Below are 23,977 nucleotides of genomic sequence, written 5' to 3'. Positions count from 1 at the left end.
AAGTACACAATCTCTAAAAGTTTTTTGCGGATTTTTCACCAAATCGTAGCAAGTGATTTTCCCAATATGTACCTTTACGTTTTAATTTATAAGCCTTATGTCAAAAAGTCATCATCACGCGCTTTCGTTCGCGGGATTGATCATCACAGTGGGAATTATTTTCGGGGATATCGGAACCTCACCGCTTTATGTATTGAAAGCAATTACAAACGCTGAACCAATCCGTGATGCACATGGACATTTGATTGAAAGAGGAAAAGAAATCACCGATCAGTTAATTCTTGGGGCTTTGTCCTGTATTTTCTGGACTTTGACATTACAAACCACCATCAAGTATGTTATCATTACGCTTCGGGCTGATAATAAAGGGGAGGGAGGGATCTTCTCCTTGTATACATTGGTGCGCAGACAACGCAAATGGTTGGTGATCCCGGCAATGATCGGTGGCGCTGCATTATTGGCTGATGGTATCATCACACCTCCGATTTCCGTTTCTTCCGCAATAGAGGGACTATCGTATATTCCATCCATGAAACACATTCCGATAACTCCTATAGTGGTTGGAATTATCATCCTGATCTTTGTTATCCAGCAATTCGGTACTAAGTTTATCGGTCGTTTCTTCGGACCGGTAATGATGATCTGGTTCCTGATGCTTGGTGTGATCGGTTTTATGTTTTTCATGAAAGATCCATCTATCATCAAAGCAGTAAATCCCTATTATGCTTATGATTTGTTGGTTCATTATCCGAAAGGATTCTGGTTGTTGGGAGCCGTTTTCCTTTGTACCACGGGAGCAGAGGCTTTGTATTCCGATTTGGGACATTGTGGAAAGCAGAATATTCGCGTAAGCTGGGTTTTTGTAAAAAGTATGTTGATCCTGAATTATTTTGGCCAGGGAGCTTATTTGTTGATCGAACGTGCTAAAATGGCTCCGGGTGAAAAGTATTTTATTTTTGAAGAGAATCCGTTCTATATGATCGTTCCGGAAGGGTTTAAGCTTCCTGCAATTATTATCGCAACAGCAGCAGCAATTGTGGCTTCACAAGCATTAATTTCCGGTTCTTTTACCTTGATCAACGAGGCAATCCGATTGAACCTTTGGCCACGGGTAAAAGTCAATTTCCCATCCGATATCAAAGGACAATTGTATATTCCTTCGATCAACTGGTTCCTGATGTTCGGTTGTTTGGGCGTAGTCTGGATTTTCCGTAAATCGGAAAACATGGAAGCTGCTTACGGTTTATCCATCGTATTGGCAATGATCAGCACTTCAATATTGTTGATCTTTTACATGGCCCGGAAACATTGGAATCCGATTTTCAGGTATGCCATGATCGCTATTTTCCTGTTCATTGAAGGTGGGTTTGCGGTTGCACAAGTGGAAAAATTCCCGGAAGGAGGTTACATTACGTTGATGATTGCTTCGTTACTGATTGCGGTAATGTACGTCATTTTCAAAAGTAAGATCATTCGAAACAGCATCATTGACTTTGTGAAAATCAAGAGTTATCTGCCGATACTGAGAAAATTATCTGTGGACGACCAAATACCGACATACGCCACGCATTTGGTTTACCTGACCAGCGCGGAACGCATCGATGAAGTGGAATCGAAAGTGTTTTATTCGATTTTGGAACAACAGCCAAAACGTGCGGAGCGCTACTGGTTTGTTCACGTGATTACATCGGATGAACCGTATACGAAAGAGTATAAAGTGACCAAACACGATGAAAACGACCTAATCCGCATCGATTTCAAATTAGGATTCCGTATTCAGCCGAAGCTGGATGTGATGTTCAAACAGGTAGTGGAAGAACTGGTCCAAAACGGAGAAATTGAGATCAAGTCGCGTTATGCTTGTGAGTACCATCACAGCGATCACATCGGTGATTTCCGGTTCATTGTGATCCGTAAGTTCCTGTCGAATGACAATGAGCTTCCGTGGTTCCACAAGTTAATCATGAACATGTATTTCTTCATCAAAGGAAGGGCTTTGTCTGAAAAGAACGAGTTTGGTTTGGACCCGAGTTCTTATGTTGAAGAGAATTTCCCGTATGTACTTTCCAAATCTGCTCCGATCAACCTGAAACGAAGCCAATAGCAAATGATCCCGGCCGAATTGTCGCAAGAGCGCATTTTATTTGCCTGCCTCGACTGGGGAAGCGGACATGTGGCCAGATCCGTTTCATTATTGAAACAATTGGCTGATCAGGGAAATGAACTGGTAATTTGTTGTTCTGAAAAGCAGCGAAGCATTTTCGAAGTTTATGCAATTCCCGCAATTTATTTACCTGTTTCCGGTTTTCAATTCCGTTTTAAGGGAGATGGAAATTTTACCTCTGAAATGCGGCGGAATGCCTGGAGTTTTTCCCGCTGGATCAAACAGGAACAAAAACAAACGGAGCAATTGGTTGCCAAGCACCACATTTCCCTTGTTCTTTCGGATCATTGCTATGGATTCCGGTCTTCTGAAGTCCGGTCGGTTTTTATAACGCACCAGGTTTCTCTCCCTCCGAAAGCAGGCTGGATTGCTCAACGCATTCACCGGAAATGGATGAACCGGTTTTCGGGGATCTGGATCATGGATGACGAACAAAAACGGCTTGCCGGAACATTAAGCAATCCCGTTCCGAAATCGAATTACATCGGGTTTTATTCGCGTTTTCAGGAACAGGAAATTTCTGTCATTCCCCATAAGATCGTAGGAATTGTAAGTGGTCCGGAACCATATTCGGAGCAGTTTTTTGAGTGGATCGTTGAGCATTATGGAACGGAAGACCTTACATTGATTTCTCCGAAAATCTATTCGCAAGTCCCTGGAAATATACGGGTGATTACCGACTGGAAACTGGCCGATGCGGAAATTGCTTCAGCAGAGATGATTATTTCCCGGAACGGCTATTCGACCCTGATGGATATGGAGTTTCTGAAGAAGAAATCAGTGCTGGTTCCTACACCCGGTCAATTGGAGCAGGAATACCTCAATTCCTTATCACAACTGGTCAAATAGACACATGTCTATCCATATTTTTTAGTCAGGAGTGAAAAATGTTTTTGAAGCTTCACTTTCTTCGCGAATTCTAATTCGTAATCAGGCATTCGAAACTCGCAATTATTTAATTGTAATCCCTCTCGAAGTAACCAAAGTCGAAGATGTTCCTTCAAATTTATCCAGTGAGAATGTAAACGTACTTCCCACCCCGATCGTACTGCGAACGGAAATTGTTTGATTGTGAGAATCCAGGATGTGTTTCACAATGGAAAGGCCAAGTCCCGAACCGCCTTCATTCCTGTTACGGCTTTTTTCCACGCGGTAAAAACGCTCAAATAAGCGCGGCAGTTCATGTGGTTCTATTCCCGGTCCGTTGTCGGAGATTTCTACGGAAACCAACTCATCCACTTCGTAAAAGCGGATCTGTGTTTCCCCGTTCTCATTTCCATAGGAAATGGAATTACTGATCAGGTTTGTTAAGACCTGTGCAATTTTTCCGCGGTCGGCACGCACCATGATTTCCTTGTGATAATCTTTCGCAAATCGCAGTTTAATATGCTTTTCCTGGGCACGAAGCTCCAAACTGTCCATGACTTCTTTGGCCAGTTCTTTCAGGTCAAATGGACGCTGGTCCATCTTCAGGTCGTTGACTTCCAGTTTGGTTAGTTCGTCGAGATCATTCAGGATGTTGGTCATCCGGTCGATTGCTTTGGAAGCACGTTCCAGGAACATACGGTTCACTTTTTCGTCTTCCAGTCCGCCTTCCAACAGCGTTAAAACATATCCCTGGATGGAGAAAACAGGTGTTTTCAATTCGTGGGCAAGATTGCCGATAAATTCCCGCCGGAATTTGTCCTGCTCCTGGAGTTGGGTAATCTCTGATTTTCGCTGGTCACTCCATTGTTGTGAATCCGTTTCTGCTTTCCCGATAATGTCTTTCGACATGTTGATGTACAGCTTTTCTTCCGGTACCAGTTTTCCTTTGCGGATGGACCGGTAAAGAATACGCAGGCGATTGTAGATAAATCCTCTGAAGAGGTAATAAAAAGCTGTGAAGGTAGCCAGGGAACCAAACAGAACGATGGAAATAAAGGCCACTGCCGGAATCGGGTAGAAGAAATGAACGGTCAGCAGGATAAGTACTAAAGCTGATGCAACAATACTGCTTCCTATCAGAACAATGGTAAACGGATTTAATTTTTTCACTTTTCAGAAAATGTATAACCAACACCTTTAATGGTACGAATATACGATTCTCCTAGTTTCTCTCTCAATTTTCTGATGTGAACATCAATGGTACGCTCACCTACGATTGTTTCGTCACCCCAGACAGTTGTCAGGATTTGTTCGCGTGTAAAAACCTTTCCCGGTCTGGAAGCCAATAATTCGATCAGTTCGAACTCTTTTTTCGGAAGCTGGATTTCTTCGTCATTCATAAATACCAGGAACTTCTCGCGGTTCACCGTAATGGAAGATGTTTTGATCTCTGCCTCAGTACCGTTGATGCGCCCGGCTCTTCGAAGCAATGCTTCTACTTTTGAAACCAGTAAACGCGGCCTGATCGGTTTGGTAATATAATCGTCAGCACCGGCCTCGAAACCTGCAACTTGCGAGTAATCTTCTGCCCTGGAAGTCAGGAAAGCAATCAAAGGTGAATTCAGCTGAAGATCCTGTCGAATGGTCTGGCATGCTTCAATTCCATCCATTCTCGGCATCATCACATCCATCAGGATCAGATCCGGTGAAACTTTTTGAGCCATTTCGACTCCTTCGAGCCCGTCGTTGGCAACAAATACTTTATATCCTTCCCGCTCCAGGTTATACTGCAAAAACTCCAGAATATCCTTTTCGTCATCCACTAAAAGTATGGTTTGTCCCTTACTCACTTGCATTGTGCTCCTTGTTAATGTTCGAGGCAAAAGTATCCTTGTAACTTTCCTTAATAATTACTGCTGTGTTACGAAATAATTAATTAATACCGGCCGGATTATTTTAATGTTAAGGATGCTAAGCCTGACGCGGGATATCTGTGAAGCAAACGAATTGATTAACTTTGCGGAATGACATTTCGATATGCTTTGGAACTCGCTTACCGCGGAACGAACTATCACGGTTGGCAAATCCAGCCGAATGCTTCTTCTGTGCAGGAAGAACTGGAAAAGCGTTTGTCTCAGCTGATGGGAAATAATCCGGTCTCGGTGGTTGGTTGCGGCCGCACGGATACTGGCGTGCATGCATCTTATTACGTGTTGCATGCTGATCTGCATAAAGAAGTGGATACGGCTCAATTGGTCTATAAGTTAAACAAAATGCTCCCGGATGATATTGCGATTTTTTCCGCTCAAAAAGTATCCGAAGCGTTTCATGCGCGATTTTCAGCGACATCCCGCACTTATCGTTATTTCATTCACCGGAAAAAAAATGCATTCCTGCTGGATAGCTATCACCTGGTAAGCGCAATTGACTTCGAAGCCATGAACAGGGCAGCAACCCGTTTACTGGGAAACCAGGATTTTACTTCCTTCTCTAAATTGCACACGGATGTGAAAACCAATAGGTGTACCGTCACCGCTGCAAAATGGCATCAGTTGACGGAAGATTCCTGGTACTTTGAAATAAGCGCAGACCGCTTTCTGAGAAACATGGTGCGCGCAGTGGTGGGAACCTTACTGGAAGTTGGATACGGCAACCTGGAAGAAGAAGATCTGACACACATTATCGCGTTGAAAGACCGGGGGGAAGCAAAATTGTCTGTTCCGGCAAAAGGACTATTTTTGGTCGATATTCAATACCCAAAAGAATTGTTCGCGAAAACAGCTGAGTGAAATGAGTTTTAGGAGACATATCGCAGGATTGATGACTTTCCTTTTTGTTAGTTTCTCAGGCGCTCAAATCAATTGGGAACCGGCATACAGGACGTTTTCGATCAAGGAAGGATTGCCGAGTTCCGAAACTTACTTTGTTTACCAGGGCCGACAAGGATATATGTGGTTTTGTACGGATCGCGGAGTGGTAAAATACGATGGTTTCCACATGGAAGTATTGACCACGAAAAGCGGACTTCCGGACAATGTGATTTTTTGGATCTACGAGGATTATAAAGGCCGGATTTGGTTTGTCAGCTACAACGGGCTTTTAAGTTATTACGACGTTGAACGCCACAAAGTAGTTAAATACAAATACAACCGGTTAATATCCGATTATATTGGAAATAACCTGTATCCATACAAATCCTTCACGATCGATGACAAAGACAATGTCTATTTCTGTTCCGGCAATAATGGTATTCTGAAGATCGATTCGAAAGGAAAAACATACTTATCGACATTTAAGCAGGATCCTTTGACCTTCAACCTGATTAACGGTACTTACCTCGTAACTTTCGATGTGTTGTTATCGAGATTCCAGAATAATGTGTTCACAGCTAACATCCGCAAAAACGGGAAGCTGGAACGGAAAACTTATAACCTGGATGCCTATAAGAACATGATGCAAAGCTACCTGTGTGAATTGAAGGTGGTAAATGGTGTACGAATCATTCGCATCCAGGATAGTTTTTACGACGTGGATCATCCGGATAAAACACTTTATTTCCCGGGTACAACCGGCTTTTTTCCTATAGGGAATGATCTGTGGATTGCTACGGTAAACGGAGCTCACAGACTGAAAAATGTGAGGAAATACGGATTGGCAAAAGCTCCCCGGAAGCATTTGATGCAAGGGTTCCAGGTATCTGCAGTTTTTAAAGACCGGGAAAAAGGATGGTGGTTTTCAACCCTCGACAAAGGGATTGTCTATATGCCGAATTCGATTGTGAAGAACCTGTCGGTTTTTGAGAATCAGAAAGAGGTTGATGTCACTCACATAGCGGTGGACGTAAATAAAGATATTTTTTATTCGAATCATTGGGGGATATTCCGCCTGAAAGATCATAAGCCGCTGATAACTTCCAACCACATTTCACGAAATATCATTTCACGTTTCGACAACCTCCTGGTTTTACCCAGGCCGAACAGAGAACTACCGGTTGATGTAAGCAATAAAAAATACTGGCAGGTTCCGAATTATTACGATAGTTTCAATGAGAACGATACGAGTATGCTGATTTGCTCCTCGTTGGTTGTACGGATCAAACGTTCGGGTGAACTTGATACGCTTTATGATTACTTTGCTTCGAGGAAATACAACAAGAACATGCACCATTTTTTTGAAACGGTTTGTTCTTCCGATAAAGGGGCTATTTTTCTAGGAAATGCCAAAGGCTTGTTCTGCCTGAAAAACGGTTTGCTGGACAATTCCATGTTTCCGCAAGTAATCAGGAATAACCGCGTTTCCTGTGTCAGGTATTCGAAACAACTGGGGCTGGTAATCGGTACCAGGGGAGAAGGGATTTATATTTTCAAGGATGGAAAGATTGCGTATCACATCACGAATGAAAATGGATTGGTGAGCGATCAGATCAACAAGATAGAGATCGATAAAAATGGGAATACCTGCTGGGTTGCCACTAACAGCGGTGTGTCCAAATTGTTTTTTGCAGGAAACAGGTATGTCCGTATCCACAATATTCTGAATGTAAACGGTTTGGCAACCAATGAGGTGAATTATGTTTACCTGGATGGAGAAACCGTGTATCTGGCTACCAAGAAAGGAATTTCGAAATTTCCGGAAGACCTGAGTTTTTTGATTAATCCCTTGAAAAGACAAGTTTCCGTAAAAGAATTGAATATCGACGGGAAAGTGATTTATCCGAAATCGACTTACCTGGAAGTTTCCAGCAGTGCTAAAATGATTCACATCGAATTGCGGTCAACGAATTACAAGAGCTTGGGAAGCCAGAAATACAAATACCGCCTTTCTTCCGGCGATAAATGGACGTACGGAAATACCGGAAGTATTGATTTCTACGATTTGACTTCCGGGGATTACCATTTGGAATTGTCTTATTTGAGCGATAACGGAATCTGGCAAAAACCCTATGGGATATTAACGCTCCATAAACAACCCAAATTTGTGGAGACCGTATGGTTTTACCTGTTCCTGGTTTTGAGCAGTTTCCTGGTGGCGTTTGTCCTGTTCCGGATAAGGGTAGTTCAGATCAATCGCCAGCGAAAGTATAAGCGGCAAATTGAAAAACTGGAACAGAAAGCGCTCCTGGCTCAAATGAATCCACATTTTATATTCAATTCCCTGAATTCTATTCAAAGTTTCCTGGTTTATAATGAAAACGACCTGGCTGAAAAATACCTCCAAATGCTTTCGCAGTTGATACGTATGACCTTGAATAATTCGCGTGAAAGCGAGGTAACGATCCAGCAGGAAATCGACGTTTTGTCCAAATACATTCAGCTGGAAAAAATGCGTTTTAAAGACCGCTTTGATTTTGAGTTTACGGTTTCACTCACTCATACGGAACTGCAAAAACACATTCCTCCGATGTTGATACAACCTTTCGTAGAAAATGCCATCATTCATGGTTTCAAAGGATTGGAGGTTGCCGGTAAACTGGAGATCAATTTTAAAGAACTGGTTGAGAACAGGCTGGTGGTAGTGGTGACGGATAATGGAATCGGGTATGATTCCAAGAATAAGAACGCATTGAATTCGGAGCATAAGTCTTATGGCATGCAGATTACTTCCGAAAGGCTAAGCTTGTTCAAGGAGAAATACAATACAGAATTTGATTTTGAGATAGAAAACCTGACGGATGAAAGCGGTAAGCCGTGTGGTACAAAAATCATTATTTTGATCCCGGTTTTTAATAAAGATTAAAAGAATTGCGATGAACGAGCCTTCTTCGATAAGAAAGATAAGTATCCTGATAATGTTCCTGTTTGCCGGGATGCAGTGTTCGTTTGCGCAAAACAAAGTGTGGGAACCTTCTTACATGAATATTTCCATAACTGACGGATTACCGAGTTCTGAAACCTATTATGTGTACCAGGACAGGAGTGGGAATGTTTGGTTTTGCACGGATCATGGCGTGGTGAGATACAATGGCTTCAAGCTTCATGTATACAATAAATCAAACGGTCTGCCGGATGAAGTAGTTTTTAAAATCCAGGAAGATGATCGGGGACGTGTATGGTTTTACCTGTATAATGGCAGACTGGCGTACTACGATCCGCAAAAAAAGAGAGTCTTCCCGTATAAATACAATCATTTGCTGGTTAAATTGAACCACGGGGATTTTAATCACCGGAAGTCATTTAGTATTGACAAAGATGATAATGTCTACTATTCCGGTATTTATGCAACCGCACGCATTGATAAGACAGGTAAGTTATTTCCTTACAAAGCAAAATTAGTAAGGGAATTGCACGAAGTTGGGAATGACTGGCTCCTAACTGCACTTCAGGATTCCGCCGGCTACTTATTAAAAGAAATTGATATAGTTCCCCAGAAGGGAAAACCCATCCGTTTTAAGTACCATTCAGGATTAACGCAATTTGACATGATCCGGATCAACAATAAACGGTTTATGTGTATAGACGGAAATGTATATGACATTTCGAATCCGTCCAATAAAGGTGTTTTCAGCGGATTTACCGGATTTCATCTGATAAAAGGAGAGTTTTGGATTACGACTTTAACAGGTGCTTATCAGTTCAAAAATCCGGAAAAAGCAACTCTCAACAAACCGGATGGAATTTATCTCAAAGATCAGAAAGTAACAGGGGTTGCGAAAGATTTGGAAGGTGGGTACTGGTTTTCTACCCTTGACAAAGGAATTTATTACACACCTTGTTTAGAAATTGTCAATTGGATTCCGGAGGATAAAGAAAGCAAGGGGCATATTCATAACATTAATGGTATCGGGAATCAGGTTTATTATTCATCTGCTTTTGGTTATTATAACCTGAAAACGGGGGAGGAGCTTTTTGCTGTAAAAGGAGCCTGGAACGTAATCGGGATTTGGAAGAATCAGTTAGTCTTGTCGAATAACATTCCCTATTTTTTATCCAACACGGTCGTAAAAAGAAAATGGGGTTATGAAATGAGTCAGTTCCAGGCCTGGACAAATGACCGGGAAGGAAATTTCTATGCAGCATATGTAATGCCCGTAAAGATTCATGAAAAAACGGAATTACCGGAAGAATTATTGACACGGGCACAGGTATACAATGCCAAAAAGTATGTAGCTCACCATTTTAAATCTTTAGCTTATGATGCGGAAGAGGGAGAAGTATATGCCGGATCTTTGATCGGATTATTCCGGATCAGAAAAGGAGAGGTTAAGAAATGTAAACTTCCGGGAGACCTGGACCATATCCGGATAACCGATCTGAAATATCATCCGAAATGCGGCCTGATAGCAGCAACCAGGGGAAAAGGAATCCTTCTTCTCAAAAACGGTAAATTCGTGGCGAGTATCGGTGAGAAAGACGGGTTGCTTTCCAATCAATTAAATGCATTGTTTGTCGATAAATCAGGGATCATTTACGCGGCCTCTAATGAAGGGATTTCTAAAATCGTTTTACTTAAAAATCATCACGTCCGGGTTTTTAATCTCACGCAACTCAACGGATTGGTTTCTTCTGAAATAAGTACGGTCTATGCCAATAAAGAGGGCGTCTATTTAGGTACGAGAAAAGGAATAGCATTAATTCCCTCTTCCTACAACTGGATGAAGTCTTCCCGCGAAAAACAAATCAGCGTTCAGGCGGTATTTGCAAATGGAAAGAAAGTAACGGATTTCAAAAAAGGGATGGAATTTAACTCATCCCACAAAGTAATTCGCCTCCTGCTGAAAACAACGAATTTCAAATCACAGCACAGACAGCCCTATAAATACCGGTTCCGGAAAACAGATCCTTGGTCGGTCGGATATAACGGCGAATTGATTATGATTAATCCGGCTTTTGAAACGTATGATTTGGAAATAAAATACCAGAATGAATACGGAAGCTGGAGTAACTCATATAGTTTGACAAGATTCTCTGTACTTCCTCCTTTTTATTCCACCTGGTGGTTCACTGCATTAATCGTTTTGGCCGTTTTGATAATTAGTTTTCTTGTCTTCAGGTATCGTTTGAAAGTCATCCAGCGCAGGAATGAGATCCAACGCAATATGGAAATCCTGGAACAAAAAGCATTGCTGGCGCAAATGAATCCGCATTTTATTTTCAACGCATTGAATTCTATCCAAAGTTTCCTGCTGTACAATGAAAACGAATTGGCCGAACGCTATTTATTGAAGCTCTCGAAACTGATCCGGTTAACGTTAACGAATTCGCGGGAAACCGAGATTTCCATCCAAAAGGAGATCGATTCCCTGCAAATGTACCTGGAACTGGAGCAAATGCGTTTCAAGAACAGGTTTGAGTTCCGGGTGGAAATTTCCTTGTCGAAAGAGGAACTGAATAAGTTTGTTCCCCCGATGCTGATCCAGCCGTTTGCGGAAAATGCAATTATCCATGGGTTCAAAGGATTGGAACAGGGTGGTTTGATTAACCTGAATTTTAAAAACGTAGAAAATAACCGGTTGATCGTTGAGATTATCGATAATGGAGTAGGCTATAACAAGCATAAACCGAATACCCAGAATCCGGAGCATAAATCCTATGCCACCCAAATTACTTCCGAACGATTGAAATTATTCCAGGAAAGGTACCAGTCGGAATTTGATTTCACCATTGAAGGACTAAAGGATGAGCATGGAAATCCGAAAGGAACGAAAGTGGTTATTTCCATCCCGATTTTTAATAAAGACTAATACAAACAGGCAGGCACACTGTTAATTGTATCTGTTCAGAGTTAGAAGACAATCCAGGTTTCAAATTGAATATTCACTATGTGTAGCTGGTAATCAGGCACGCGATTAATCGCGTGCCCACCTTATTTAAAAGTTTATTCTACAATGACTATGTAATTATTCTTCTTTCCTTTTCCTAAAAGGATGAATTTTTCATTGATCAGGTCGCTCGGGCCAACCAATGTTCCTTCACTTACTTTGTCTTTGTTCAAAGAAATTGCATTCGCTTTTAATTCGCGTTTTGCCTCACCGTTTGATGGTAAAAAGCCTGTCTTAGCTGATAATAGGTCAACAATACTAACTCCTTCGTTCAATTCCGAGCGCTTGATAGTCGCCATCGGAACTCCGTCAAAAATGCTCAGGAACGTATCGTTCGACAATTTTTTCAAATCTTCCGAAGTGGATTTACCGAACAGGATATTGGAAGCCGCGATGGCCATTTCCAACGCTTCTTTTCCATGGACACGGATGGTTACTTCTTCCGCGATAGCTTTTTGAAGTGCGCGCAGATGAGGTGCTTCATTGTGTTCTTTTTCAATGGCTTCAATTTCTTCTTTGGTTTTCAGGGTGTAGAAACGGATCAGTTTAACCGCATCTGCATCCGAAGCATTCAGCCAGAATTGGTAGAAAGCATAAGGACTTGTTTTTTCCGGGTCCAACCAAACGGTTCCGGATTCTGTTTTTCCGAATTTTCCTCCGTCTGCTTTTGTTAGCAAAGGACAAGTAAATGCATATGCTTCTCCTCCGGCTATTCTGCGTACCAATTCCGTTCCGGTGGTGATATTTCCCCACTGATCGGATCCGCCGAATTGTACTTTCACATTATTGGTGCGGTATAAATGCAGGAAGTCGTATCCCTGAATCAACTGGTAAGAGAATTCAGTAAATGAAATTCCTGTTTCGATGCGTTTTTTCACCGAATCTTTGGCGCTCATGTAATTCACTGTGATGTGTTTCCCCACGTCGCGAATGAACTCCAGGAACGAAAAATGTCTCATCCAGTCGAAATTGTTCACCAATTCCGCTTTGTTTTCACCTTCTTCAAACTCCAGGAACTTGCGCAGCTGATTTTGCACCGAAGCCACATTGTGGTTCAGCGTTTCTTCATCCAGCAAATTGCGTTCTGCAGATTTCCCGGAAGGATCCCCGACCATTCCTGTTGCACCACCGACCAATGCATATGGTTTGTGTCCTGCCAGCTGGAAATGTTTCAATAACATGATCGGAAGTAAATTTCCTACATGCAGGGAGTCGGATGTCGGGTCAAAGCCCACATAACCGGATGTCATTTCCTTAAGCAATTGTTCTTCCAAACCAGGCATGATATCTTGCACCATTCCTCTCCATCTTAATTCTTCAATGACATTCTTTTCCATGTGTCTTTTTTATTTATTGCGCAAAAATAGAAGAAAAAACGCAGCTTTTGATAACTGAATCCGCCCCGGCGGATTAGTGCAGTTCAGCGAAGAGGATTAATTTTAAAAAAAACGTAGCTTTTGGAGTGAAGTTTCAGAGATTGGGAATCAGGAAGTATCAAAATATAGTATCTTCGAACATGCTTCAGACACGAAAAGAAATAGCGTTTATGGTGATGGCGGGAATTTTCATCACCAGTGCGATTGTTGCGGAATTGATTTCAGCCAAATTGGTTTACATGGGCCCTTACCTGGCGCCGATGATTGCCGGAATTGTTCCCTGGCCGGTTGTTTTCCTGCTCACGGATGTCATGAATGAATACTTCGGAAAGCAGGCTGTTCGTCGTTTAAGCTGGATCACTACCGGGTTGATCGCTTTTTGCTTCATCGTTGTTTATTGTGCGGTACAGCTTCCCACGGCAAAAGGGTCCTGGCTTTCTGACGAGGAATTTGCCAAAGCATTCGGTGGCTCTTTGTGGATCATGGTCGGAAGTATCACGGCCTTTATTGTTTCGCAGTTACTGGATGTGCAGCTTTTTCATTTCTTCCATAAGCTCACTAAAGGAAAGATGATCTGGTTGAGAAGTACGGGGTCAACGGTTGTTTCGCAATTGGTGGATTCGTTTATTGTCGCAATCATCGGGTTGTACCTTTCCGGTGCTTATCCGTTGAAAATGGTCCTTGTTTTAGCTATTACCGGCTATCTGACGAAATTACTGATCGCCGTTTGCCTGACGCCGTTGATTTATGTGATGCATTACCTGGCAAAACGTATTCTGGGAGAGAAGCATGAGCATGTTATTCCCGGTGAAGCTTTAGAACCAGCTGACGGGCATTGATTTCTAGAATGTCGTAGACCCTGTTTGCCGGTTTATCTATAAAGATCAGTTGCTTTTTTGCAATGTCAATCCGGTAATTATAATTGTGCGAAACATCGTAGAACATTCTCCCTTTTACTTCCGGTGAAACAAAATAACGTCCGGTGCAAATGAGCTGATCGAATCTTCGTTCGAATGTATAAAAGTAAAGATCGTAGGTTTCTTTCTGTATGGCGGATTTTTTTAATACGATGGTATCAGAAGGCAGTTCGTCATAAAAAATACTTGCAGCTGATTCCGATTTCCACGTACCGAATAGTTGGGTGGTCAATTGGAGCGTATCTTTTTGGAGAGAGAAAATGAGGGTTTCCGTATGTGCGATATCCGGGAAAAATTCACTCTCCGGGTAGGTAAACAGCATGAGTTCGGAAGGCGTCAGTTTGTATTCGTACCAGGCAAAAGGCATTTTCTTTTTCTTTTCTTTCGCAGTGCGATACAGGGAAATTTGACCCGTATGGTCAGCACCTTGAATCATCCGGTATTCCAAAAAAGTACTTTTCGCTCGCTGGTTTTCAGAGGAATCCATACCGATCTCCAGTTGACTGCTTGTAAAGCGAATGTAATTTAAAGACGGAATGTGGGAATGGATACTACTGCTGTCGTTCCATGCAAAAGAACTGATTTGTGCAGAGTTCAAATACCATTTCGTACCCAAAAGTAAAGGTGTTTCCTGTGCTGTTGAATAGCCTGTAACAACCAGGAATAAAAGAAGTAGTTGTAAAAATCGCATAGTATAAAGCAATAACGAATTACTTCGTTAAAGACTTGAAGACTTCTTCCAGCGATTTTTCTTCCGTTCTCAGCGTCAGAACAAGCAGGTTGTTTTTCTGGGCAAATTGAGCGACGGTCTTACGTAAATCCTCCAAAGACTGGCTTTCGATCAGGTATTTGGAATCAGAAACGCGTTCGATCTTGGAAACGCCCGGGATTTTTTGAAGCAAGCTTTTTGCCACAGCTCCGTCGAATTCGGCGTAAACTACCTGTGTATCTGTTTCGACCTGCAGGTTGGAAGCCAGGTTATCCGCAACCAGTTTCCCCTGGCGAATAATGACAACGCGGTCACAAATGGCTTCTACTTCCTGTAAGATATGCGTGGAAAGCATCACGGTTTTTTCCTTCCCGATTCTCCGGATCAGTTCACGGATTTCTACCAATTGGTTCGGGTCCAGACCGGAAGTCGGCTCATCCAGGATCAATACATCCGGGTTGTGGATAATTGCCTGAGCAAGTCCCACACGCTGGCGGTAACCTTTGGAAAGCATCCCGATCTTTTTGTTTTGCTCTACTTCGAGACCAACCAGTTTGATCATTTCTTTCACGCGTTCCTTCAGGTTCCTGATCTTGTAAATCTTTCCTACAAATTCCAGGTATTCCTTCACGTACATGTCCAGATACAAAGGATTGTTCTCCGGAAGATATCCGATACGTTTTCTGGTTTCAATAGAGTCTACCGAAACCGGGATTCCGCAAACGCTGATTTCTCCCTGTGACGCAGGAATGAAACCGGTAATCATTTTCATGGTCGTTGATTTACCCGCTCCGTTTGGTCCTAAGAAACCAATGATCTCACCTTTTCCCACGGAAAAAGTAATGTCATTTACTGCTGCTTGTTCCCCGTAATATTTGGAAAGGTTTTTTACTTCAATCGACATACTAAAAACTTTGTTGCGAAGATAACGATTGGGAATGGAATAACGTTGGTTTGGTTAAAAAACGAAATGAAAAGAAGGTTTGATAGTTCACCGCAAAGAGAAGAAGAGCGCAAAGATGGAATTTTTAAACTTTGCGTTCTTCCATTTACAATCTCTTTCGGTAATTTTGTATCATGAGTGAAGATCTTCGCGGAAGGGTTTTAAAATCGACAGGAAAGTGGTACCAGGTATTGATGCCGAATGGAGATGTTGTGGAATGCCGGGTACGCGGAAGATTGAAACTGGAAGGACTGAAAACCACCAATCCAATTGCTGTAGGAGATGTGGTGATCCTCGATCCCAAAAGCGACGAGGAAGGAAAGCGGGTAATTGTGGATTACGAATTGCGCGAAAATTACATCGTCAGAAAGAGCACGAATTTGAGCAAGCAGATGCATATTCTGGCGGCAAATATCGACCGGGCTTATTTGATGGTCACACTGAAATATCCCGTGACACATTTCGTGTTTATTGATCGTTTTCTGGTTTCCGCGGAATCTTTCCGCATCCCGACAACGTTGATTTTCAATAAGGTCGATTTGCTTGACGACGAAGGTTTGCTTGACCTGAAAGCAATCATGTTCATGTACGAATCGGTAGGTTATCCCTGTCATGCGATCTCGGCAACGAACGAAAAAGACATTGAGTTCCTCCGGGAAGAAATTAAAGACAAACAGGTAATGATTGCCGGGCATTCCGGAACAGGGAAGAGTACCTTGGTAAATGCGCTGGACCCCAGTCTGGATCTGCGGGTCGGAGAAATCTCATCTGCTCACCATCAGGGACAGCATACTACGACTTTCGCTGAGATGCATCCTTTGCAATCCGGAGGATTTATCATTGATACACCGGGAATCCGGGCATTCGGGATCGTAGACCTGGATAAAGAAGTTATTTCGCATTATTTCCCGGAAATGCGCGAGTTGATCGGGCAGTGCAAGTTTCATAATTGTCAGCACCTGAATGAACCGGCCTGTGCAGTGAAGGAAGCGGTGAAAGCCGGTGAGATCTATGAAAGCCGTTATTTCACATACCTGCAGCTGATGACCGGCGATGATGAAGACGTACACCGCAGGAATAAACGGGGAATCGAATAAATAAGAAGTTTCAACATCGGAATATTTCAACATGGCTATATTGCAATGTTGCCAATTTTCTACATTGCTAAATTCCAAATTTTCCAACAATCCCTATATTTGACTATGCGACTAGTCATTCAACGGGTTTCCGGAGCAAGTGTAAGGGTAGACAATCAAATTATCGGTCAAATCGAAAAAGGTTTGTTAATCCTTTTAGGCATTGAACAAGCAGATTCGGAAGAAGATGTGGATTGGCTCATCCAGAAAACCATACAAATGCGCATTTTTCCGGATGAAGAGGGGAAAATGAATTGTTCCTTACAAGATATAGGAGGCGATTTATTGGTTGTAAGTCAATTTACATTGCATGCATCGACCAAAAAAGGGAACAGGCCGAGTTTTATTGCAGCAGCGAGGCCCGAACATGCCATTCCATTGTATGAATCATTCATCCGGAAAGCGGAAATGGCTTTAGGGAAACATGTGCAGGCAGGATCTTTCGGTGCGGATATGAAAGTGGAATTGCTCAACGACGGACCGGTCACCATACTCATCGATTCAAAAAACAGGGAATAATGGAAATTTCAGAAGCACAGCAAAGAGTAGATCAATGGATTAAAGAAGTCGGGGTTCGTTACTTCAATGAATTAACCAATATGGCGATGCTTACCGAGGAAGTAGGTGAAGTTGCCCGTATTATTGCCCGCAGGTATGGTGAACAAAGCGAAAAAGAAAGTGATAAAGACAAGGATTTGGGAGATGAATTGGCGGATGTACTTTTTGTATTGATTTGCCTGGCTAACCAAACCGGTGTGGATTTGGAGGAGGCTTTGGAGAAAAACCTGGCGAAGAAAACGGGACGAGATGCCGACCGGCATAAGAATAATGAGAAATTGAAATGATACGCGTGCGTGCGCGTGCGCACGTCCAAGGGGATTAATCCCCTTGACGCGCGAGTTTTTTCGCTACGATCTGATCTATTGGCAAAGACACGGAAGCTTCTGTGAGTTTCGAAAGATTGACCCAATGCAATTTTTCTGCACCCAAATGGTTTGCGATTAAATAATCGAGCTGATCCGTATCGGCTTTGATCCGGTAATAAATGGAAATAACCTGGTCGTCTTCGGAGAATGCAGAAACCTGGAAGAAATCCGTAAGGTAGAACAAAGGACCAACTTCGATTTCCAGATTGAACTCTTCCATGAATTCGCGTTTCAGGCAATCGATCGTTCCTTCTCCGAATTCCAGTCCGCCGCCGGGAAATTTGGTGAAATTCAAGTCACGGTATGTTTCATCCGAAAGCAATACCTCGTTGCGCTCGTTGATGCAAACTCCGTAAATACGGATGTTGAAACGCTTCATTTATTTTTCTAAAACAGCAAGAATGTCCGGTTTGAAATACAGGTCGGATTTCAGGACTTTTCCATCTTCCCGGTAAATAGGGTTTCCGTCGGCATCCAGTTTACTCATATTGGAACGCTGGATTTCAGCGAAAACCTCCGCGATTTTATCCTGCAAACCGTGTTTTAGAATGGTTCCGCACAAAATATACAACTGGTCACCCAATGCGTCCGCAATTTCTACGATATCACCATTCTTTGCAGCTTCCAGGTACTCTTCGTTTTCCTCCTTCATCAAATTATAACGAAGCGTAATATCTGCTTCGGACAATTGTGCGGTGGGCTGGTAATTGTTCGGAATGTTGAATGCATCGTGAAAAGCTTCAACTGCTGAAAGGGTTTCTTTGAGTGTCATTTTTTGTGTTTTGACAAATATACTTCAAATTGAAAATGGAGAATTGTAAAAGTGAAAGTTTCCGCCACGGGATCTAAAAGGTGATAGAGAAAATTTCAAGGTAATCCTTACTTTTCAATTGTTCCATTATCCATTTTCAATTCCACGAAGGTCATCACCGGCCTGAAACCAACTGTAGGAGTTGCTTCTGTGAATTTTTTCGTGCTTTGATTGCGGATATCGTAACCGGGAGAATTCCAGTCTCCTCCGACAGCAATATTCGTTTCTGCCACCATTTCTGAAACATTCCCGTTTAAGTTATAGAGATCGTATTCATTTGGCCAGAAGGAACGAACGGGTGCTGTTAAATCTGCATATTCTGCGCCTTGAGCCAGGTAATCCATCGGGAAGTTTTTTACGACCAGTTTCCCGGTTGAATCTCTTGAAATAGCTCCGGCACCGATTGTCATGAAATTGCATTGGAATTTTCCGTCGTTTCTTCGCAGATAAGGCGAATTCCAGGCGTAGGGACGGTCCATTTTACTTCCGTTTGCTGCGCGAAGGAATTCTGCTCTGGTTGGCAGGCGGAAAACGATAAACTGATTTCCGGTGTTTTTGCGCCAAACCTGTGTTAGCCACTCGCAATATTTTTGAGCTTGCTGTTTCGAAACATTCACAACGGGGTAATTGCGATAAGCCGGATGCCTGAAATAATAATTGATATACTTTTCCAGGTGAAAATTGCCCGGATTGTGCCATTTTAAGGTGTCGGGAAGTGCTTGCAGGTATTCTTCCGGGCGATTGTTTTTCTTCAGGTCAGACACATATTCCAGGTAGGAAAAATTGCTCACTTCTTCCTTCATCATAAAGAATCCCTGGCAACTTACGGTATCTCCGTCTACAAGTGTTTTTCCGGATGGAATGTAGGAATATCCAAGCTTTAGAGCTTTTTTCATCCCTTCCAGATCTGTAATCGGTTTTTTGGGTTTCGAAAAAGAAAAAAGGAGTACAAAGGCAATGAATGAGATGGATAGAAGTGTTGTTTTCATACATGTAGATTTGCTTCCGTAAACGATAGAACGGAAAGTTGGTTACAAAAAAAACTCCCACCCGGAGGATGAGAGTTTTCTATCGTAAATTATCTGAAGTTTAATGAAACAACTTCGTGATGTAATAAATTCCGGCTGCCAACAACCCTGAAACCGGGATCGTTAAAATCCATGCCCATAGTAAGTTGATGGTTACACCCCAGCGAACAGCACTTAAGCGTTTCGTTGCACCGACACCGATAATTGATCCGGTAATGGTGTGCGTGGTAGAAACCGGGATTCCCAAGTTGGAAACGGTAAACAAAGTCAGGGCTCCTGCAGTTTCAGCACAAACACCTTCCAGCGGAGTTACCTTTGTGATCTTCGTTCCCATGGTTTTCACGATTTTCCAACCTCCCATCATGGTTCCCAAACCAATCATCAGGTAACAGGAAAATGCGATCCAGCCCGGCATAGTTTCGGAATTTACTTTCGCTTTGATTTTGTGACCGCTCAGGATTTCTCCGTCTTTGTCTACATAATCATTGAAAATAGCTGCTTCCATGTAATCCTGGTTCAGGTGCTTTCCTTTGAAAATGACATCGTGTGTTTTTGCATCGTAGATATCTTCACCTTTCGTATAGATCAAAATGTGGTCTTCTTTTTCAATTTTTAAAGAATCGATATTTTGGGTGTATTCAGGTTTGAATTTGGCCTTTCTTCCGTCAGCGTCTTCAAATTCAATTTGGAAAACTTCCGAGATCTGGAACATTTTTGGAATATCTCCTACGATTTGTCCCTGGTCATTCCGTTGTGAATTGGCAAATACCATCAACGCCGCACAAATGATACCCATTACTTTCTGAGAATCCGCACCACCGTGTCCCAAAGAGAACGCCGCGGAAGAAAGCAACTGCAGTTTTTTGTACATATTGGATTCCTTCAGTGCAGTCTGACGTTTTCCATGTACCAGCTGGTACCAAGTGTAAGTAAGGATGAACAAAACGATCATTCCCATCACAATCCACATCATCACCGGCTTCACGTCCAGGTATTCCACCATGTAATCCATAATAAAATAAGTTGCTGTGGACAGTACTAAAATGGCAATCATTTTCTTGGCAAAGCTTCGGCTTACGGTGATCAAAGCAATCACGAAGGCGATAATCCCCCCGATGAATGGTGCCAGGAAAATGAATAAGGTAACTTTGATAATCTCTGCGGAGGCAATTACATCGAATCCGGCGTGAGCAACTGCTGCTCCTGCGAATCCTCCGATCAGCGTATGAGAAGAGGAAGATGGAATTCCCAACCACCAGGTTAACAAGTTCCAGATCATCGCAGCGATCAATCCAGAAAGGATAACATATAAGTCGATGGCGCTGTTGTCTACTGTTTTTGCAACGGTATTTCCAACGCTCATATCGAATACCCAGAAGGCAACAACGTTGAAAACCGCCGCCCATACAACTGCCTGGAAAGGTGTCAGTACTTTGGTGGAAACAACTGTAGCAATCGAGTTTGCAGCATCATGGAAACCGTTTACCAAATCAAATAATAAGGCAAGGATGATGATGGCAATTAATAGTGAAAACATATCTTATTGGTTTACCAATGAATATTAAGCATATTTTACAACGATGGATTCGATCACATTTCCTGCGTCTTCACACTTGTCTGTTGCAACCTCCATAATCTGGTAGATCTCACGTTTTTTGATCAGGCTCTTTGCGTCGATATCCGAATCAAATAACTTTTCAATGCTCAGGTCAAAAATATCATCTGCCTGGTTTTCAACGTAATTGATTTTGATCACACACTCCACGATCTTTTGGGTGTTTTTCAGGTTACGAAGCTCTTTTACGGCTGCATTTACAGCTAAAACTGCGTCGTGAATCGCATCAGCCATTTTCAAAATCCCCGAATCATTCGGATCGACTTTATAGAAGTTGATCTTTTTCGCAGAAGCATAAATGTAGTCTGCAATATCATCCAGAGATGTAGCCAATGAGTGAATATCTTCACGGTCAAAAGGAGTGATGAAATTTCTTCCCAATTCAACAAAGATTTTATGGGTTAAATCGTCGTTTTGGTGCTCAAGATCTTCCATTTCTTTGATAATGGCCGCTCTCTTATTGTAATCGGATTCGTTGACACATAATACCAATTTACCTGCGATTGCTTCCAGGTTCTGAGAAGCCTCTTCAAATAGAGAGTAAAACACTTTGTCTTTTGGTAAGAAAAACTTTAAAATTCCTGATGCCATTTGTTTAAACTTAATATTGATGGCGCAAATGTAGTTCGAGTTTACGGAGGATGTTTCGCGGAATGTAAATGTTAACGAAATGGTAAAGTTGCGGAGTTTTAGAGCCTGAAAGAGGTCAATTCAGGTAAAGTGCCAGTGTTTGAGGTATTTAACAGAATTGCAATGTTAACTCAATGTTAAGAGATGCGTTTTTATCCGGAAGGAAATAGTAAATAAACACCGAATTCAGAGCTTAAAAATCTCCGAAATGAGGTTTAATGTTACCCGAATATTAAAAATGTTATCAAAAAATTAAACTAACATTTGGTGTGGATTAATTCAATGTGAAGCCATTAGTTTTGCCAAAAAAAAATCGAAATGAAACAAATTGCTGCACTGGTATTATTGGTACTTCCATTTACACTGAAAGCTCAGGGTTGGGCAAATGATACCCGTTTTACGACCGGATCCTGGAATGTGGTGAATGTACGTTATGAAGCATTCCCGAAATTGCATTTTATTGCGGAAGGGCAAATGCGTAGTCAAAAATTTTACGACGATTTAAATTATTGGGAGTTGAAGACCTTCTTTCATTACTTATTTACCGAACAGCTTTCCGGAGGATTGGGAGTGGGGACTTATCACCAATACGTGGATTATGAGAATTTCAGAACTCCACAGAAACAAACGGAGAACCGTGTCTGGGCAGAGTTTTTATTGAAAACAAACGGAAAGAGGATTCAGTTTGATCACCGTTACCGGTTCGAGTACCGCTTTATTCAAAAATGGAACAGTGCCCTGGATGGATTTACTTCCAATTACGATGGAACTACGGATGAAGACCGTTACCGTTTCCGTTACAGGCTTCAGGCATTCGTTCCGATCAACCATAAAACGATGCAGGCCAAAACCTTCTACGCGAATGTTTCCAATGAAATCATGTTTACACATAAACTCCCGTATTTCAATCAGAACCGTTTCTTTGTTGGCTTAGGCTACAAAATGCAGCATAGTTCCATTCAAATCGGATTGATGCATCAGTTTTTGAAGCTTACAGGAACAGAGCGCAGAAAAGATTACCTGCAAATTACCTATGCACATGTGTTCAAAAGAACACCGCATCCCAAAAAGGAAAAGATTTAACCGAGTGCTTTGAATTTATACCCGATTCCTTTAACAGTCTGGATATAGTCGTCGCCTATTTTCTCCCGTAGTTTTCGTACATGAACGTCAATCGTGCGGTCACCGACAACGATATCCGTTCCCCAAACGCGCTCCAGGATTACATCACGTTCGAAAACGACCTCGGGACGTGAGGCCAGAAGTGCCAGCAATTCGAATTCTTTTTTTGGTAAATGAAGGGTTTCGCCGTTCTTAATTACGAGGTATTTTTCACGGTTAATCACCAGATCGGGAGTTCCAGCGGGTTTTGCCTGAACCGTTTCTTTTCTTCTTAATAAGGCATGAACCCTGCTGATAAGTACGCGCGGTTTGATCGGTTTGGAAATATAATCATCCGCACCGGCATCCAATCCTGCAATCTGGCTGTAATCTTCATTACGGGCCGTCAGAAAGCAGATCAGTACGTTTTCCAATCCGGGTGTATTCCGGATTTGTTCGCACACTTCAATACCATCCATTCCAGGCATCATCACATCCAGGATTACCAGGTCGGGTTTTTCTTCCTTACATAAACTGATTCCCGTTTGCCCGTTTTCTGCCAGGAAAACTTTGAAGCCTTCTTTCTTCAGATTGTATCCGAGAATTTCGCGGATATCTTCTTCGTCATCAACTATTAAAATTTTGTCCATTCTTAATGAGTTCCGGATCCATTCAAAGGTAAGAAAGTATTTTAAGTAGGCTGGTTATTCGTCGATTATATTCTGGAAAACTAAAACGGGATAGTTGAAATGAGGCTTGTAGAAGTTTTTGGATGAAGAAATTGCTAAAAATCCGTTCATCAATCATTTCATCCATTCAACCCTAAAAACAAATCTTTTTTTCGTCAAAAAAAACGACTTTCTTGGAATCTTAAAATGATAACATACCCGGGTAATAATTGGTTCGTCGATGGTATTTGTTGATTAATCTGTTCAATTTTAGATTTAATTGACTGATCAGTGAATTATTTAACGGATGATAGTTACATCCGTTTGG

General features: G+C 42.1%; 21 protein-coding genes. 10 read left to right on the top strand and 11 right to left on the bottom strand.

The features are described from left to right. The first annotated feature begins 97 nt into the window (after positions 1-97). Entirely contained in the window at positions 98-2,104 is a 2,007-nt protein-coding gene (locus ABDW02_RS09470; protein ID WP_343634315.1) for a KUP/HAK/KT family potassium transporter, read from the top strand. A gap of 3 nt (positions 2,105-2,107) precedes the next feature. After that, positions 2,108-3,013: a glycosyltransferase gene (locus ABDW02_RS09465; RefSeq protein WP_343634314.1), complete on the top strand. Its 906-nt coding sequence runs from the start codon at positions 2,108-2,110 to the stop codon at positions 3,011-3,013. A gap of 102 nt (positions 3,014-3,115) precedes the next feature. Here ABDW02_RS09465 and ABDW02_RS09460 read toward each other — a convergent pair whose 3' ends face one another. After that, positions 3,116-4,201 (bottom strand): ATP-binding protein, encoded by a 1,086-nt coding sequence (locus tag ABDW02_RS09460; protein ID WP_343634313.1) that lies wholly within the window; start codon positions 4,199-4,201, stop codon positions 3,116-3,118. Continuing rightward, positions 4,198-4,887 carry a response regulator transcription factor gene (locus ABDW02_RS09455; RefSeq protein WP_343634312.1) on the bottom strand — a complete coding sequence of 230 codons (690 nt, stop codon included), beginning with the start codon at positions 4,885-4,887 and terminating at the stop codon, positions 4,198-4,200. The genes ABDW02_RS09460 and ABDW02_RS09455 overlap by 4 nt, the downstream gene beginning before the upstream one ends. A gap of 168 nt (positions 4,888-5,055) precedes the next feature. Between ABDW02_RS09455 and truA the strand changes: the two genes are divergently transcribed. The 3 genes from truA to ABDW02_RS09440 all read left to right on the top strand — a co-directional run bounded on the left by truA (position 5,056) and on the right by ABDW02_RS09440 (position 11,711). Next, positions 5,056-5,820 (top strand): tRNA pseudouridine(38-40) synthase TruA, encoded by a 765-nt coding sequence (gene truA / locus ABDW02_RS09450; protein ID WP_343634311.1) that lies wholly within the window; start codon positions 5,056-5,058, stop codon positions 5,818-5,820. A gap of 1 nt (position 5,821) precedes the next feature. Further along, positions 5,822-8,767 carry a histidine kinase gene (locus ABDW02_RS09445; protein ID WP_343634310.1) on the top strand — a complete coding sequence of 982 codons (2,946 nt, stop codon included), beginning with the start codon at positions 5,822-5,824 and terminating at the stop codon, positions 8,765-8,767. Between the two features lie 115 nt (positions 8,768-8,882). Continuing rightward, positions 8,883-11,711, top strand: coding sequence for a histidine kinase (locus ABDW02_RS09440; RefSeq protein WP_343634309.1), 2,829 nt, complete (start codon positions 8,883-8,885; stop codon positions 11,709-11,711). A 134-nt stretch (positions 11,712-11,845) separates the two neighbouring features. Here the strand turns inward: ABDW02_RS09440 and tyrS are convergent, their stop codons facing one another. Then, positions 11,846-13,126: a tyrosine--tRNA ligase gene (gene tyrS / locus ABDW02_RS09435; RefSeq protein ID WP_343634308.1), complete on the bottom strand. Its 1,281-nt coding sequence runs from the start codon at positions 13,124-13,126 to the stop codon at positions 11,846-11,848. A 179-nt stretch (positions 13,127-13,305) separates the two neighbouring features. Here tyrS and ABDW02_RS09430 point away from each other — a divergent pair, with 179 nt between their 5' ends. Then, positions 13,306-14,004: a queuosine precursor transporter gene (locus tag ABDW02_RS09430; protein WP_343634307.1), complete on the top strand. Its 699-nt coding sequence runs from the start codon at positions 13,306-13,308 to the stop codon at positions 14,002-14,004. Here ABDW02_RS09430 and ABDW02_RS09425 read toward each other — a convergent pair. Together ABDW02_RS09425 and gldA are read right to left on the bottom strand one after the other, a co-directional pair. Continuing rightward, positions 13,964-14,773 (bottom strand): hypothetical protein, encoded by an 810-nt coding sequence (locus tag ABDW02_RS09425; protein WP_343634306.1) that lies wholly within the window; start codon positions 14,771-14,773, stop codon positions 13,964-13,966. The two genes, ABDW02_RS09430 and ABDW02_RS09425, sit on opposite strands and share 41 nt — an antisense overlap. A 19-nt stretch (positions 14,774-14,792) precedes the next feature. Beyond that, the gene (gene gldA / locus ABDW02_RS09420) at positions 14,793-15,695 is read right to left on the bottom strand and encodes a gliding motility-associated ABC transporter ATP-binding subunit GldA (protein ID WP_343634305.1); all 903 of its coding nucleotides are present in this window, start codon (positions 15,693-15,695) and stop codon (positions 14,793-14,795) included. Positions 15,696-15,868: 173 nt separating this feature from the next. Between gldA and rsgA the strand changes: the two genes are divergently transcribed. From rsgA to ABDW02_RS09405, 3 genes are all read left to right on the top strand, one after another. Then, positions 15,869-16,831 (top strand): ribosome small subunit-dependent GTPase A, encoded by a 963-nt coding sequence (gene rsgA / locus ABDW02_RS09415; RefSeq protein WP_343634304.1) that lies wholly within the window; start codon positions 15,869-15,871, stop codon positions 16,829-16,831. Between the two features lie 105 nt (positions 16,832-16,936). Next, positions 16,937-17,389: a D-aminoacyl-tRNA deacylase gene (gene dtd / locus ABDW02_RS09410; protein WP_343634303.1), complete on the top strand. Its 453-nt coding sequence runs from the start codon at positions 16,937-16,939 to the stop codon at positions 17,387-17,389. After that, the gene (locus tag ABDW02_RS09405; protein ID WP_343634302.1) at positions 17,389-17,715 is read left to right on the top strand and encodes a nucleotide pyrophosphohydrolase; all 327 of its coding nucleotides are present in this window, start codon (positions 17,389-17,391) and stop codon (positions 17,713-17,715) included. The genes dtd and ABDW02_RS09405 overlap by 1 nt, the downstream gene beginning before the upstream one ends. A 34-nt stretch (positions 17,716-17,749) precedes the next feature. On the opposite strand, the gene ABDW02_RS09400 is transcribed toward ABDW02_RS09405, so the two are convergent. The 5 genes from ABDW02_RS09400 to ABDW02_RS09380 form a co-directional block, all read right to left on the bottom strand. Next, complete coding sequence (locus tag ABDW02_RS09400; protein ID WP_343634301.1) at positions 17,750-18,175, bottom strand: NUDIX hydrolase; 426 nt, start codon at positions 18,173-18,175, stop codon at positions 17,750-17,752. Further along, complete coding sequence (locus ABDW02_RS09395) at positions 18,176-18,568, bottom strand: nucleoside triphosphate pyrophosphohydrolase family protein (RefSeq protein WP_343634300.1); 393 nt, start codon at positions 18,566-18,568, stop codon at positions 18,176-18,178. A 107-nt stretch (positions 18,569-18,675) separates the two neighbouring features. After that, positions 18,676-19,596 (bottom strand): SUMF1/EgtB/PvdO family nonheme iron enzyme, encoded by a 921-nt coding sequence (locus tag ABDW02_RS09390; protein WP_343634299.1) that lies wholly within the window; start codon positions 19,594-19,596, stop codon positions 18,676-18,678. A gap of 100 nt (positions 19,597-19,696) precedes the next feature. After that, a complete protein-coding gene (locus ABDW02_RS09385) occupies positions 19,697-21,172 on the bottom strand; it encodes an inorganic phosphate transporter (protein ID WP_343634298.1) in 1,476 nt (491 codons plus the stop codon). A gap of 24 nt (positions 21,173-21,196) precedes the next feature. Next, on the bottom strand, positions 21,197-21,841 hold the full coding sequence (locus ABDW02_RS09380) for a DUF47 family protein (RefSeq protein ID WP_343634297.1): 645 nt from the start codon (positions 21,839-21,841) through the stop codon (positions 21,197-21,199). 357 nt (positions 21,842-22,198) lie between these two features. Between ABDW02_RS09380 and ABDW02_RS09375 the strand changes: the two genes are divergently transcribed. Further along, a complete protein-coding gene (locus ABDW02_RS09375; RefSeq protein WP_343634296.1) occupies positions 22,199-22,963 on the top strand; it encodes a DUF2490 domain-containing protein in 765 nt (254 codons plus the stop codon). Here the strand turns inward: ABDW02_RS09375 and ABDW02_RS09370 are convergent. Continuing rightward, the gene (locus tag ABDW02_RS09370; protein WP_343634295.1) at positions 22,960-23,631 is read right to left on the bottom strand and encodes a response regulator transcription factor; all 672 of its coding nucleotides are present in this window, start codon (positions 23,629-23,631) and stop codon (positions 22,960-22,962) included. The two genes, ABDW02_RS09375 and ABDW02_RS09370, sit on opposite strands and share 4 nt — an antisense overlap. Positions 23,632-23,977 lie beyond the last annotated feature (346 nt).

It is taken from the genome of Fluviicola sp., assembly GCF_039596395.1.
GTDB lineage: Bacteria > Bacteroidota > Bacteroidia > Flavobacteriales_D > Crocinitomicaceae > Fluviicola.
This window is presented reverse-complemented; position numbering and strand designations above follow the sequence as displayed.